At 71.6% G+C, this 14,260-nt stretch carries 9 protein-coding genes; all 9 read left to right on the top strand.

The genetic code is table 11. The annotated features are described in order from the left end of the window. The first annotated feature begins 95 nt into the window (after window positions 1–95). The 9 genes from pruA (at window position 96) to ACFC1F_RS28595 (ending at window position 14,053) form a co-directional block, all read left to right on the top strand. On the top strand, window positions 96–1,721 hold the full coding sequence (gene pruA / locus ACFC1F_RS28635) for an L-glutamate gamma-semialdehyde dehydrogenase (RefSeq protein WP_376162574.1): 1,626 nt from the start codon (window positions 96–98) through the stop codon (window positions 1,719–1,721). A gap of 326 nt (window positions 1,722–2,047) precedes the next feature. Continuing rightward, complete coding sequence (locus tag ACFC1F_RS28630; RefSeq protein WP_376162549.1) at window positions 2,048–6,994, top strand: NAD-glutamate dehydrogenase; 4,947 nt, start codon at window positions 2,048–2,050, stop codon at window positions 6,992–6,994. A 578-nt stretch (window positions 6,995–7,572) separates the two neighbouring features. Then, on the top strand, window positions 7,573–8,868 hold the full coding sequence (locus tag ACFC1F_RS28625; RefSeq protein ID WP_376162547.1) for an ATP-binding protein: 1,296 nt from the start codon (window positions 7,573–7,575) through the stop codon (window positions 8,866–8,868). Then, window positions 8,865–9,266: a roadblock/LC7 domain-containing protein gene (locus tag ACFC1F_RS28620; protein ID WP_148644597.1), complete on the top strand. Its 402-nt coding sequence runs from the start codon at window positions 8,865–8,867 to the stop codon at window positions 9,264–9,266. Before ACFC1F_RS28625 ends, ACFC1F_RS28620 begins: the two co-directional genes overlap by 4 nt. Further along, window positions 9,263–9,637 carry a DUF742 domain-containing protein gene (locus ACFC1F_RS28615; RefSeq protein ID WP_209416075.1) on the top strand — a complete coding sequence of 125 codons (375 nt, stop codon included), beginning with the start codon at window positions 9,263–9,265 and terminating at the stop codon, window positions 9,635–9,637. The genes ACFC1F_RS28620 and ACFC1F_RS28615 overlap by 4 nt, the downstream gene beginning before the upstream one ends. Next, complete coding sequence (locus ACFC1F_RS28610) at window positions 9,612–10,202, top strand: ATP/GTP-binding protein (protein ID WP_376162544.1); 591 nt, start codon at window positions 9,612–9,614, stop codon at window positions 10,200–10,202. The genes ACFC1F_RS28615 and ACFC1F_RS28610 overlap by 26 nt, the downstream gene beginning before the upstream one ends. Window positions 10,203–10,268: 66 nt before the next feature. Beyond that, window positions 10,269–11,660: a cytochrome P450 gene (locus ACFC1F_RS28605; protein ID WP_245205914.1), complete on the top strand. Its 1,392-nt coding sequence runs from the start codon at window positions 10,269–10,271 to the stop codon at window positions 11,658–11,660. A 375-nt stretch (window positions 11,661–12,035) separates the two neighbouring features. After that, a complete protein-coding gene (locus ACFC1F_RS28600; protein ID WP_376162572.1) occupies window positions 12,036–13,169 on the top strand; it encodes a cytochrome P450 in 1,134 nt (377 codons plus the stop codon). After that, window positions 13,166–14,053 carry an enoyl-CoA hydratase/isomerase family protein gene (locus ACFC1F_RS28595; RefSeq protein ID WP_376162542.1) on the top strand — a complete coding sequence of 296 codons (888 nt, stop codon included), beginning with the start codon at window positions 13,166–13,168 and terminating at the stop codon, window positions 14,051–14,053. Before ACFC1F_RS28600 ends, ACFC1F_RS28595 begins: the two co-directional genes overlap by 4 nt. Window positions 14,054–14,260 lie beyond the last annotated feature (207 nt).

Raw genomic sequence — 14,260 nt, 5'->3', positions numbered from 1 at the left:
TCTGAACGGGCGAACCGGCCTCCCGCTGGTCAGTCTGGATTGACGCCGGGCCGCCGTGGGCCGGGTCACCAGGACGAGCGGAGCCGCACATGCCCATCGACGCAGTCACCCAGGTCCCGGTCCCGGGCAACGAGCCGGTGCACGGCTACGCGCCCGGCAGCCCGGAGCGGGACCGGCTGGTGCGCCGGCTGGACGAGCTGGCCGCGGAGCAGGTCCCGCTGCCGATGACCATCGGCGGTGAGCAGCGCTTCGGCGGCGGCGAGCGGATCGACGTCGTCCAGCCGCACCACCACGCCGCCAAGCTCGGGGTCCTCGGCAACGCCACCCGGGAGGACGCCCGGGCGGCGGTGGACGCGGCACTGGCGGCCGGGCGGGAGTGGCGTTCGCTCTCCTTCGACGACCGCGCGGCGGTCTTCCTGCGCGCCGCCGACCTGCTCGCCGGGCCCTGGCGGGAGACGCTCAACGCGGCCACCATGCTGGGCCAGTCCAAGACGGCGCAGCAGGCCGAGATCGACTCCGCCTGCGAGCTGATCGACTTCTGGCGGTTCAACGTGCACTTCGCCCGCCGGATCCTGGCCGAGCAGCCGGACTCCTCGCCCGGGGTGTGGAACCGGACCGACCACCGCCCGCTGGAGGGCTTCGTCTACGCGGTCACCCCGTTCAACTTCACCGCGATCGCCGGCAACCTGCCGACCGCGCCCGCGCTGATGGGCAACACCGTGGTCTGGAAGCCGGCGCCGACCCAGACGCTGGCCGCCCACCACCTGATGCGGCTGCTGGAGGCGGCCGGCCTGCCGCCCGGGGTGATCAACCTGGTGACCGGCGACGGCCGGCAGCTCTCCGCGGTGGCGCTGGCCGACCCCGCCCTCGCCGGGCTGCACTTCACCGGCTCGACCGCCACCTTCCAGTCCCTCTGGCAGACCATCGGCGCCAACATCGGCGGCTACCGGACGTACCCGCGGATCGTCGGCGAGACCGGCGGCAAGGACTTCCTGCTGGCCCACCGCTCGGCCGACCCGGAGATCCTGAAGACCGCGCTGATCCGCGGCGCCTTCGAGTACCAGGGCCAGAAGTGCTCGGCGCTCTCCCGGGCCTACCTCCCGCGCAGCCTCTGGCAGAAGATCAAGGACGACTTCCTGGCCGAGGTGGACGCGCTGGCCGTCGGCGACGTCACCGACCTCTCCAACTTCATGGGCGCGCTGATCGACCGGCGGGCCTTCGAGAAGAACCGGGACGCGATCGAGCGGGCCAAGGCCGACCCGACGGTGGAGCTGGTGGCCGGCGGCCAGTACGACGACGCGATCGGCTGGTTCGTCCGTCCGACCGTGCTGGTCTCCTCGGACCACCGCAACGAGATGTTCCGGACCGAGTACTTCGGGCCGATCCTGGCCGTGCACGTCTACGAGGACGCCCGCTGGGAGGACGTGCTGGGCCGGGTCGACTCCGGCGCGCCGTACGGGCTGACCGGCGCGGTGATCGCGCAGGACCGTTACGCCATCGCCCGCGCGGTGGAGGAGCTGCGCTTCGCGGCGGGCAACTTCTACATCAACGACAAGCCGACCGGCGCGGTGGTCGGCCAGCAGCCGTTCGGCGGCGGCCGGGCGTCGGGCACCAACGACAAGGCGGGCGCCGCGCAGAACCTGCTGCGCTGGACCTCGGCCCGGTCGATCAAGGAGACCTTCGTCCCGCCGACCGCCTACGGCCATCCGCACATGGGCTGAGCGTGAACGGCACCCGGCCCTGGGTGAACACGTTCCGGCTGATGGCGAACATGACCGGCCGGTTTGGACATGGTGTCCAGGACGGAGGGATCTTCCTACAGGATTGTGCCTCCCTGTCCCCTGACACCTTCAAATCCGCCCGTTAGGCTGGCTGGCGTCGTCGGGTGCTGCAGGCCGAACGTCTCGTCCTACCCGCTGCAGAGGTGTTTCATGCGTGCCATGAAGGCCTTTCAGTCGGTCGGTGCGGCAGGATTGCGGTGGACCCGGCGGTGCACATCCACACACCACCGAGTCACGCAACGGCGCGCGACAGGAGCCAAGAAGTCATGCAGACCAAGCTGGACGCAGCCAAGGCCGAACTGCTCACGAAGGCAGCAGCAGCCGCTGAGAACAGCCAGGTGGGGGGAGCGGCGCCGGGTGAAGGGCTGAGCAACGGCGCTCTGACCGCGTACCTGCACCACTACTACCTCCACACCGCGGCCGAGGACCTGGTCGACCGCGACCCGGTCGACGTGTACGGCGCGGCCGCCTCGCACTACCGGCTCGGGCTCAAGCGCCCGCAGGGCACCGCCGAGGTGCGGGTGCACACCCCCTCGGTCGAGGAGAACGGCTGGTCCTGCGGCCACACCGTGGTCGAGGTCGTCACCGACGACATGTCCTTCCTGGTCGACTCGGTCACCAACGAGCTGTCCCGCCAGGACCGCGGCATCCACATCGTGATCCACCCCCAGCTGGTCGTCCGCCGTGACATCACCGGCAAGCTGCTGGAGATCCTGGACATCGACGCCTGCGCCCGCAGCCAGGCCGCCGGCGCCGAGTGGCCCGCCGACGCCGTGGTCGAGTCGTGGATGCACATCGAGATCGACCGCGAGACGGACCGCGAGGACCTCCGCTCGATCGAGACCAACCTGCGCCGCGTGCTCGGCGACGTCCGCGAGGTCGTCGAGGACTGGTCGAAGATGCGCGACTCCGCGCTCCGGCTCGCCGACGAGCTCGCCGAGGAGCCCCCGGCCCACCTGCCCGAGCAGGAGGTCGGCGAGGCCTGGGAGCTGATGCGCTGGCTCGCCGACGACCACTTCACGTTCCTCGGCTACCGCGAGTACGACCTGGTCGAGCACGAGGGCGAGGAGGTCCTGAAGGCCGTCGCCGGCACCGGCCTGGGCATCCTGCGCTCCGACCCGCTCAGCCACGACGACGACCACCACCCGGTCAGCGAGGCCTTCGGCCGGCTCTCCGCGCCGGTGCGCGCCAAGGCGCACGAGAAGAAGCTGCTCGTCCTCACCAAGGCCAACAGCCGCGCCACCGTGCACCGCCCGGCCTACCTCGACTACGTCGGCGTGAAGAAGTTCGACGCCAACGGCGAGGTCGTCGGCGAGCGCCGCTTCCTCGGCCTCTTCTCGGCCGCCGCCTACACGGAGTCGGTCAGCCGCATCCCCGTCGTCCGCCGCAAGGTCCAGGACGTCATCGCCAGCTCCGGCTTCTCCACCGAGAGCCACGACGGCCGCGACCTGCTGCAGATCCTGGAGACCTTCCCCCGGGACGAGATCTTCCAGACCCCGGCCGCCGAGCTGCTCCAGATCGCCACCAGCGTGCTCTACCTGCAGGAGCGCCGCCGGCTGCGGCTGTTCCTGCGCCAGGACGAGTACGGGCGCTACTTCTCCGCGCTGGTCTACCTGCCGCGCGACCGCTACACCACCCGCATCCGGCTGCGCCTGATGGACATCCTGATGCAGGAGCTCAACGGCGCCTCGATCGACTACACGGTCTGGTCGACGGAGTCCGTGCTGACCCGTCTGCACTTCGTCGTCCGGGTCACCCCCGGCAGCGAGCTGCCGCACCTGACCGACGCCGAGATCGAGCGGATCGAGGGCAAGCTCGCCGAGGCCGCCCGGTTCTGGATGGACGGCTTCAACGACCAGCTGCACCTGGAGCTGGGCGAGGAGCGGGCCGCCGAGCTGTCCCGCAGGTACGCCAACGCCTTCCCGGACGGTTACCGCGCCGACTTCACCGCGCGCACCGCCGTCGCCGACCTCAAGCAGATCGAGTCGCTGCACGGCGAGGGCGACTTCCGCCTCAACCTGTACCAGCCGGTCGGCGCGGGCGACGACGAGCGCCGCTTCAAGATCTACCGGGTCGGCGGCCCGATCTCGCTCACCGAGGTCCTGCCGGTCCTCCAGCGCCTGGGCGTCGAGGTGCTCGACGAGCACCCGTACGCGCTGACCCGCTCGGACCAGAGCACGGCCTGGGTGTACGACTTCGGCCTGCGGCTGCGCGAGGCCGTCGAGCTGACCGACGAGGCGCGCGACCGCTTCCAGGAGACCTTCGCGGCCACCTGGATGGGCCGGGCCGAGAACGACGGCTTCAACGAGCTGGTGCTGACCGCCGGGCTGACCTGGCGCCAGGCGATGATGCTGCGCGCGTACGCCAAGTACCTGCGCCAGGCGGGCTCCACGTTCTCCCAGGACTACATGGAGGACGCGCTCCGCAACAACACCCACACCACCCGTCTGCTGGTCAACCTCTTCGAGGCCCGGCTGAGCCCCAGCCACCGTTCGGGCGCCCTGGAGCTGACCGAGGGCATCCTGGAGGAGCTGTCCGGCGCGCTGGACGAGGTCGTCTCGCTGGACGAGGACCGCATCCTGCGTTCCTTCCTGCACCTCATCAAGGCCACCCTGCGGACCAACTTCTTCCAGCACGACGGCTCGGGCGAGTGGCACTCCTACGTGTCGATGAAGTTCGACCCGAAGGTCATCCCGGACCTGCCGGCCCCGCGCCCCGCGTTCGAGATCTGGGTCTACTCGCCGCAGGTCGAGGGCGTGCACCTGCGCTTCGGCAAGGTCGCCCGCGGTGGCCTGCGCTGGTCCGACCGGCGTGAGGACTTCCGCACCGAGATCCTCGGCCTGGTCAAGGCGCAGATGGTGAAGAACACCGTCATCGTGCCGGTCGGCGCCAAGGGCGGCTTCGTCGCCAAGCAGCTGCCGGACCCGTCGGTGGACCGGGACGCCTGGCTGGCCGAGGGCATCTCGTCCTACAAGACCTTCATCTCGGCGCTGCTGGACATCACCGACAACCTGGTCGGCGGCGCGGTCGTCCACCCGGCCGACGTGGTCCGCCACGACGAGGACGACACCTACCTGGTCGTCGCCGCCGACAAGGGCACCGCGACCTTCTCCGACATCGCCAACGGCGTCGCCGAGTCGTACGGCTTCTGGCTGGGCGACGCGTTCGCCTCCGGCGGCTCGGCCGGCTACGACCACAAGGGCATGGGCATCACCGCCCGCGGTGCCTGGGAGTCGGTCAAGCGCAACTTCCGCGAGCTGGGCCACGACACCCAGACCGAGGACTTCACCGTCGTCGGCATCGGCGACATGTCCGGTGACGTCTTCGGCAACGGCATGCTGCTCAGCGAGCACATCCGCCTGGTCGCCGCCTTCGACCACCGGCACATCTTCCTCGACCCCAAGCCGGACGCGGCCGCCTCGTACGCCGAGCGGCGCCGCCTCTTCGACCTGCCGCGCAGCTCGTGGGACGACTACGACAAGTCGCTGATCTCGGCGGGCGGCGGCGTCTTCCCGCGCAGCGCCAAGTCGATCCAGCTCAGCCCGCAGGTCCGGGCCGCGCTCGGCATCGAGGACGCCCGGCTCACCCCGGCCGAGCTGATGAAGGCCATCCTCCAGGCGCCCGTCGACCTGTTCTGGAACGGCGGCATCGGCACCTACGTCAAGGCCTCGGCCGAGACCAACGCCGAGGTCGGCGACAAGGCCAACGACGCCATCCGCGTCAACGGCGAGCAGGTCCGGGCCCGGGTCATCGGCGAGGGCGGAAACCTCGGCTGCACCCAGCTCGGCCGCATCGAGTACGCCGCCACCGGCGGCCTGCAGGGCGCCGGCGGCTGGATCAACACCGACGCCATCGACAACTCGGCCGGCGTGGACACCTCGGACCACGAGGTGAACATCAAGATCCTGCTCAACCAGGTCGTCGCCGACGGCGACATGACGGTCAAGCAGCGCAACGCCCTGCTGGCGGAGATGACCGACGAGGTCGGCCACCTGGTGCTGCGCAACAACTACGCGCAGAACGTGGTGCTGGCCAACGCGGTCGCCCAGGCGACCAGCATGGTCAACGTCCACTCCCGGATGATCAACCGGCTGGAGCGGGACGGCCAGCTCGACCGGGCGCTGGAGTTCCTGCCCGCCGAGCGGCAGATCCGCGAGCGCCAGCAGAACGGCCGGGGCCTCTCCCAGCCCGAGCTGTCGGTGCTGCTCGCCTACACCAAGATCACCCTGGCCGACGAGCTGCTCGCCACCGAGCTGCCGGACGACCCGTTCTTCCGCACCGCGCTGCACGAGTACTTCCCGAGCGCGCTGCGGGCGAAGTTCGCCGAGGCGATCGACAACCACGCGCTGCGTCGCGAGATCGTCACCACGCTGATCGTCAACGACACGATCAACCGCGGTGGCTGCACCTTCGCCTTCCGGCTGAAGGAGGAGACCGGCGCCACGTACGAGGAGATCGCCCGGACGCACACCGCCGCGCGGGCCGTCTTCGGCCTGGAGGAGATCTGGTCCGAGATCGAGGCCCTGGACAACCAGGTCCCCGCCCGTGCCCAGACCAAGATGCGGCTGCACTCGCGCCGGCTCGTCGAGCGCGCCACCCGGTGGATGCTCAACAACCGCCGCCAGCCGCTCGACATCGCCGGCACCATCGAGTTCTTCCACGACCGGGTCAACCAGGTCTGGGGCTCGCTGCCCAAGCCGCTGCGCGGCGAGGACCTGGCCTGGTTCGAGTCGGTCTACAACGAGCTGGCCGGCGCCGGCGTCCCGGAGGCCCTGGCCAACCGGATCGCGGGTCTCTCCTCGACCTTCCCGACCCTGGACATCACCGAGGTCGCGGACCGGTCCGGCAAGGACGTCGCCGAGGTCGCCGAGCTGTACTACGACCTCGCCGACCGCCTCCAGATCACCCACCTGCTCGACCGCATCATCGAGCTGCCCCGGACCGACCGCTGGTCGTCGATGGCCCGCGCCGCCATCCGCGAGGACCTCTTCGCGGCCCACGCGGCCCTGACCGCCGACATCCTGGCCTGCGGCCCCGAGGGCGCCACCCCCGAGGAGCGGTACACCGCCTGGGCGGAGCTCAACGGGACCCTGCTGAACCGTGCCAAGAGCACGCTCGACGACATAAGGGGTTCGGACAACTACGAGCTGTCCAGCCTCTCGGTCGCGATGCGCGTCATCCGCACCCTGCTCCGCACGGGTTCGATGCGCTGACGGCCGGGAGTCCGGGCAGCCCGAGCGGCGGGGTCGCGTCTTCGGACGCGGCCCCGCCGTCGTCGTGTCCGGGTCCGGAAGGGCCGGGCCGGGTTCGGAATGGCCAGGCCGGGGGCCGGAGGAGTCGGGCCGGGGTCCGGAAGGGCAGATCGGGGCACCGGGAGGGCAGGCCGGGGCCGCGGAAGGGCCGGACCGGGGCCCGGAAAGGCAGATCCGGCCTCACGGGGGCCGGTTTGCGGGCGGAGAGTGACGGCGCGATCACTCCGTGCACGGGCCGTTTCGTGGCCGGCGTGTGAGGGATGGGTTAACGCTGCGTCAAAACGTCCGGTATTTCCCCGCGGAGGTGTCGGCGGGTGGCGGAGTTTCGCCCCAACTGCCCTGTTTGGCAACTGTTCTGACATGCCAAGAGTTGCAGTAGGCTAACCCCGCGATAGGCGCCGCCGCAGGTCCCGTGCCGGAAGAGCTCCACCGATGTGCTGGAACGACAGGTGTCTTTCGGAGGGGCGCAGGCCGCCAGTCCTCATCGCGCAGGAAGGCCCGGACCTGCTCCTGACGCGATGCCACCTGAAGAGAGTTTCATGACGTCATTTGTGCAGGAACCCTTTTTCTGGGTCTTTATCGCAGTGATGCTCGCAGCCGTCGCAGCAGCCCTCCAGGCCCGCAGGACGAACCTCGCCCTGCGCAGGCGGAACGTTTCCCTTGAGGAGGCGGGCGCTGTGGCGCAGCGGCAGTGCGACGACCTCGGCGCGCTGAACGCGCGTCTGCAGAGCCAGCACGCGGCCGAGCTCGCGGTGGTCCGCCAGGACGCGGAGGAGGACACCAAGGCAGTCCTCAAGGCCGCGATGCGGACCCTGCAGGGCCTGGCCGACGAGCAGCAGATCGTCATCGACAAGGTGCAGCGCAAGTACGGCGACAGCCCGCAGATCCTCGCCGACCTGATGCTGGTCGACCACGCGAACAGCCAGTTCGGCCGCCGCGCCCAGGGCATCGCGGTGCTCTGTGGCGGCTGGCTGGGCCGCCGGGAGAGCGTCGCCTCGGTCTACGACGTGGCCCGCAGCGCCCAGGGCCGGATCCGGCACTTCGACCGGGTGCGGATCCACTCCCAGGTCAGCGTCTCGCTCGCCAGCCAGGTCGTCGAGCCGGTCGCCGTCGTGCTGGCCGAGCTGCTGGCCAACGCGACCAACTACTCCGCCCCGGACACCCCGGTGGAGATCAGCGTCCAGGCCGTCCCGACCGGCGTCTGCCTGATCATCGACGACGCCGGCCTCGGCATGGGCCAGGAGGAGAAGGACCGCGCGGCCGCGCTCCTGAACCCCGGCGCCCCGATCAGCCTCACCAGCCTGGGCAACCCCCCGAAGTTCGGCTTCGCGGTCTCCGGCATGCTGGCCGCCCGCTACGGCTTCCGGGTCTCCGTCGACTCGGTCTCCCCGTACGGCGGCGTCCGGGCCGTGGTGCTCCTGCCGACCGGGTTGCTCAGCAGCGAGGTCGCGCCCCAGGCCCCGGTGGCCACCGAGTTCGCCGAGTACCGGGGCGAGCCCGAGGAGCAGCCCGGACAGGTCCGGGCGCAGGCCTCCGCGCAGCGGCTCGTGTCGCTGCCCGAGCAGGCCCCGGCCACCCCGGCCGCTCCGGCCACCCTGGCACCGGTGCCGGCCGACCCGGAGACGGCGGAACCGGAGACGACCGCGGACGGCCGGCTGCCCAGGCGCCGCCGCCAGCGCGCCGTCTCGGTGGTCCCGCACCCGCAGGACCCCGGTCGCGCCGACGAGCCGGTGCGGACCACCGGCCGGAACACGGCGTCCCGCCTCGGCGCGTTCCAGCGCGGAACGCTGTCCGGGCGCGACACCATGACCACGGAAGGAACCGAGATCCAGTGAGCCCTGATCTGTCCTGGGTGCTCAACGACGTACTCCAGGTGCCCGGCGCCCGGCACGCCATCCTCGTCTCCGCCGACGGCCTCCTGCTCGAACGGTCCAGTGACATAGGCCGGGACGAGGCGGAGACCAACGCCGCCGCGATGAGCTCGATGCAGTCGCTGAGCCGGGCGGTCGCCCCGTTCGTCGGCGGCGGCGCCGGGGCCTGGCGCCAGACCCTCCTGGAGTACGACCACGGCTGGATCTTCCTGATCGCGGCCGGCAGCGGTGCCTACCTCGCGGCCTCCACCGCCCCCGACGTCGACATGGAGGCGATGTCCTTCCGGATGCAGCAGCAGGTGGGCGCGCTCGGCCGGGCGATGACGGCGGCGCCGCGCCAGAGCACACTCAGCGGCTCATGACGGCTTCTGGCGAGGAGCAGCGGGTCGCCGGTGGATTCATCCGGTCCTACGTCATCACCGGCGGCAGGGAATTACCGAGTGCGGACGACCTCTCCCTGATCACCCTGGTCACCGTCGCGCCGGAGCAGGAGCTCCCGGCCCGTCCGAGCCCGGAGACCGTGGCGATCTGGGAGCTGTGTTCCGGCGGCTATCTCTCGGTGGCCGAGGTCGCGGCTCGTCTGGAGCTGCCGGTGGGGGTGGTGCGGCTGCTGCTGACGGACCTGATCCGCGAGGGACGGCTGCTGCGGAGGGCGACCCCGCCGCCGGCCCAGGCCCCGGATCCGAGACTTCTAGAGAAGGTACTGCATGGACTCCAACGCCGGTTCGCCTGAGGACATCTACGTCCCGGGCGCGGTGACGACCGCGGTCAAGATCCTCGTCGTGGGGCACTTCGCGGTCGGCAAGACCACGCTCATCGGTGCCCTGTCGGAGATCGCTCCGCTGAGCACCGAGGAGAACATGACGCAGGCGTCCACCGGTGTCGACGACCTCCGGGGGGTGCCGGACAAGAAGACCACCACCGTCGCCCTGGACTTCGGCCGGCTGACGCTCGGCGACGACCTGGTGCTGTACCTGTTCGGCACGCCGGGCCAGCAGCGCTTCATGCAGCTCTGGGAGGACATGGCGCGGGGGGCGCTGGGCGCGCTGCTGCTGGCCGACCCGACCCGCCTCGCGGACACCTTCCCCGTCATCGACCTGGTCGAGCAGTACGGCCTGGAGTACGCCGTGGCGGTCAACAGCTTCGACCAGCAGAGCGACTACACCGAGGACGAACTGCGCGAGGCGTTGGACCTGCTGCCGCACACACCGGTGGTGTTCTGCGACGCGCGGGACCAGCGGTCGTCCGCCGACGCCCTGCTGACCCTGGTCCGGCACCTGCTCGAACGCGCCTCCTGACCCCCCCCTTCCCCGTCACGCCCCCCGGGGCCGCACCCGCCCGGGGCCACCTCCAAGGAACGACCCATGGAATCTCCGCAGCGACCCGCCCCGCACTCGCCTCCGCCGGGGTGCCCGATGCACGGCTCGGGCACGCCGCTGTACGGGGAGACGTTCTCGTCCGACCCCGGCGCGGTGTACGACAGGCTGCGCGCCCACGGCCACGCCGCCCCGGTGGAGCTGGCCCCGGGCGTGGACGCCACCCTGGTCACCTCGCACGAGGCCGCCCTGCGCGTGCTGCAGAACCCGGGGCTGTTCGCCCGGGACTCCCGGCGCTGGGCGGCGCTCAACGAGGGGCGGGTGCCGTTGGACAGCCCGGTCCTGCCGATGATGTTCTACCGGCCGAACTGCCTCTTCACGGACGGCACCGAGCACCTGCGGCTGCGCAAGGCCGTCACCGAGAGCCTGGAGCGGCTCAACGACAACCGGCTCAACCGGCACGTCGAGCGGATCGCCGGCTACCTGATCGACCAGTTCAGCGGGCTGGGCCGGGCCGACCTGATCAACGACTACGCCAAGCTGCTGCCGCTGCTGCTGTTCAACCAGCTCTTCGGCTGCCCGGCCGACATCGGCGACCGGCTGACCCGCAGCATGTCCGCGCTCTTCGACGGACTGGACGTGATCCAGGCCAACGACGAGCTGAACTCCTGCCTGATGGACCTGGTCGCACTGAAGCGCCGTCAGCCGGGCGACGACATCACCTCGTGGCTCGTCCAGCACCCGGCCGGCCTGCGCGACGAGGAGCTCAAGGACCAGCTGGTCATGCTGATGGGGGCCGGTGTCGAGCCCGAGCGCAACCTGATAGGCAACGCACTGCTCGTGCTGCTGTCCGGCCAGGGCGCCCTGCGGATCGAGGACGCCATCGACGACGTGCTCTGGAACAACCCGCCGATCGCCAACTACGCGACGCACTTCCCGATGCACGACGTCGAGGTGGGCGGGGTGCTGATGGACGCGGGCAGCCCGGTGGTGATCAGCTTCGCCGCCGCCAACAGCGACCCGGCGCTGACCGACGCCCGACTGACCCTCAGCAAGGGCGCCCACCTGGCCTGGGGCGCCGGACCGCACGCGTGCCCGGCGAAGAACCCGGCCCAGCTGATCGCCCTGACGGCGATCGAGTGCCTGCTCAACGCGCTTCCGGACGTGGCGCTCACCGTACCCGCGCAGGGCGTGGAGTGGCGGCCGGGCCCGTTCCAGCGCGGACTGGTCTCGCTGCCGGTGCGGTTCAGCCCGACGTTCACCCGGACCCCGGGCGCGGGCGGCGGTACGGGTGCGGGTGCCGTACCGGGCGGTCCGGCCGGCGGGGCGGCGGCCGCCCCCGGGACGCCGACGCCGTCGGCCGCGGCGCCCGCCGCCGGTCGGGCCCCGGCCAAGCAGAAGGGGTGGTGGAGCTCCTTCCTGGACGTCTTCCGGCTCTGACCGGGGCGTCGGGACGCTGCCGGACTCCGGTCAACCACCGTGCGGTGAACGGAGTCCGGCCATCGTGCGGCATGTGACGAAGGCAACACCGATCGGTGCTTGAGCGTCCTGGGGCCGGGTAGATCGCCGCCGTACTGCCCGCCCGGCCCCGAGGAGTCTCGTGTGACCGTCATGTTGGGAGCCCGCGCCGAGAGCCCGGGGGCCTGTGCCACTGCCACTGCTGCTGCCGCCGTCGTCGGTGCCGGCCGTGGTACCGGTGCGGGCACCGCGACCGTCGCGACCGTCGACCGCCGTGCCGCGGTGCCGCTGCTGCGGCGGCTCCGGTCGGCCGAGGGGCTGGCCTGCCCCTTCCCGATCTACGACGAACTGCGGGCGATGGGCGATCTCGTCCCGGCGCCCTGGGGCGGGTACCTCGTCACGGGCTACGACGCGTGCAACCAGGTCCTGCGCGGCCGGCACTGGCTCGTTCCCGACTTCGCCTGGCAGGACCGGCAGACCGAGACCGAGCGCTGGCACGCCGTCGCCACCCAGGAGATGAGCGGGACGCTCTCGCGGCTCAACGCCCCCGAGCACACCCGGCAGCGGCACAGCCTCGGAAACCTCTTCGACCGGCGCACCCTCCAGGACATGGCGCCGGACATCGAGGCCGACGTCACCGCGCTGCTGGACCGCCTGGCCGAGCGAATACGCGTCGACGGCGTGGCCGACCTCTCCGCCCTGGTCAGCGAACGGCTGCCGATCAACACCGTCGGCCGCTGGCTGGACATCGCGCCGGAGGACTACGCGCACATTCTGGAGATCACCCACAACCAGGTGCACGCCCAGGAACTCCTCCCCAGCAAGAGCCAGTTGGCGATCTCCGAGGAGGCGACGCTCCACCTGCGCCGGTACTTCACCGACCTCGTCCAAGGCCGCCGGAAGAACCCGGGCGACGACGTGGTGTCCGGCTGGATCCGCACCTGGGACGCGCTGGAGTCCGACCGCGAGGTCACCGACCGGATCGTCTACCAGCTCACCATGTTCGTCACCATCGCCTCGCTGGAGACCACGGCGACGATGCTCTCCACGCTGGTGTGGTCGCTGCTCCGGTCCCCCGGTTCCTGGGAGGGGCTGCGGGCCAGGCCGGAGCACATCGACGGCGCGATCGAGGAGGCCCTGCGCTACGACCCGCCGATCCGCCTCAACAGCCGCGTCGCGGGCGAGGACACGGAGGTGGCCGGGGTGTTCGTGCCCAAGGACACCATGGTCCACGTCATGTACGGCGCGGCCAACCACGATCCGCGCCGCAACCCGGACCCGCAGGTCTTCGACATCCTCCGCAAGGGCTCGCACATCGCCTTCGGCGGCGGCGCCCACTACTGCCTCGGCGCGGGCCTGGCCAAGCTGGAGGCGCGCATCCTGCTCGGCCAGTTGCTGCGGCGCTTCCCGACCCTGCGGGCGGCGGCCCCTCCCGAGTACGCACCCCGGATGGTCTTCCACCGCGTGACGTCCCTGAGAGTGACCGCATGAACGTTTCCCCCCGGACGGCCCAGTACCCGAAGTATGCGAAGCACCCGTCCTACCTCCTGCCGCGCCCTCCGGCGCCCGCCGTTCCCGCTCCTGTAGCGGCGCCCGCCCCGGCGCCCGTCCCGCGTACGGTCCGCGCCGAGCGCCGGGGCCCGGTGCTCCACGTCGAGTTGGACAGCCCCGGGACGGGCAACGCCGTCACCACGGCCATGCTGGACGAACTCCTCGACGTCCTCGCCGACCCGGACCCGGACGTCCGCGTCGTCGTGCTGTCCGGCGCCGGCCCGGACTTCTGTCTCGGCGGCGACCGCGACGAGTTCGCCGCCGCTCTCGGCGAGGACCCGACCGGCGGCGGCGTCCGGAGCTACGGGGGCAAGGCCCGCCGGGTCTGCGAGGCCCTCACCAACAGCCCCGCCGTCACCATCGCGCGGGTCCAGGGCCGGGCGACCGGTGCCGGGTTCGCCCTGGCTCTCGCCTGCGACCTGCGGGTCGGCGCCGACTCCGCCGTCTTCCGGCTGCCCGAACTCGCCCTCGGCCTGCCCGTCGCCTGGGGCGGGCTGCTGCCCCGTCTGCTCAACGAGGTCGGCGCGGCCCGGGTCCGCGAGATCATCCTCACCGGCCGCCGGGTCGGTGCCGAGGAGGCGCGCGACCTGTCCATCCTGCAACGGGTCGTCCCCGCGCAGGACCTGGACCGGGCCGTGGAGGAGTGGGCCCGGCCCATCACCCGCCGCCCCGAGGCATCCCTGCGCGTCACCAAGACGCTGCTGAACTCCCATGCGGCGGCGACCCGGCTGGCCGACGCCTCGGCCCTCGACGCCGAGTTGATGGCCTCCGTCCTGGCCGCCGCCCACTACACCCGCGGCCTCGAAGCCCCGTCGGGCGCCTGACCTCCGGCCGCCGTCCCGTCGGCCGGCGGCTCGGCGACCCGGCAGCCGGCGGCCTCGGTGAGGGGCCCGCCCCGGCGGCCGGGCGGACCCCTTCGGCGGGGCCCCGGGCCCGGACCGGGGGCCCCCGGGGCGGGGGGGGGGGGGTCCCCGCGGGGGGGGGGGGGCAAGGTGGGGGGTGGGGGGGGGGGGTTTAAACAAGAGTCGGAG

Origin of the sequence: Kitasatospora sp. NPDC056181 (assembly GCF_042266225.1) — a bacterium.
In the GTDB taxonomy this organism is placed as follows: Bacteria; Actinomycetota; Actinomycetes; order Streptomycetales; family Streptomycetaceae; genus Kitasatospora.
The sequence above is the reverse complement of the archived record's forward strand: the minus strand, read 5'-3'. Positions and strand labels throughout refer to the sequence as shown.

Bases quoted from the DNA above. Each gene is read 5' to 3' on its own strand.
- ACFC1F_RS28630 (WP_376162549.1), top strand. From the start codon at position 2,048: ATGCAGACCAAGCTGGACGCAGCCAAGGCCGAACTGCTCACGAAGGCA.
- ACFC1F_RS28625 (WP_376162547.1), top strand. From the start codon at position 7,573: ATGACGTCATTTGTGCAGGAACCCTTTTTCTGGGTCTTTATCGCAGTG.
- ACFC1F_RS28615 (WP_209416075.1), top strand. From the start codon at position 9,263: ATGACGGCTTCTGGCGAGGAGCAGCGGGTCGCCGGTGGATTCATCCGG.
- ACFC1F_RS28610 (WP_376162544.1), top strand. From the start codon at position 9,612: ATGGACTCCAACGCCGGTTCGCCTGAGGACATCTACGTCCCGGGCGCG.
- ACFC1F_RS28605 (WP_245205914.1), top strand. From the start codon at position 10,269: ATGGAATCTCCGCAGCGACCCGCCCCGCACTCGCCTCCGCCGGGGTGC.
- ACFC1F_RS28600 (WP_376162572.1), top strand. From the start codon at position 12,036: ATGGGCGATCTCGTCCCGGCGCCCTGGGGCGGGTACCTCGTCACGGGC.
- ACFC1F_RS28595 (WP_376162542.1), top strand. From the start codon at position 13,166: ATGAACGTTTCCCCCCGGACGGCCCAGTACCCGAAGTATGCGAAGCAC.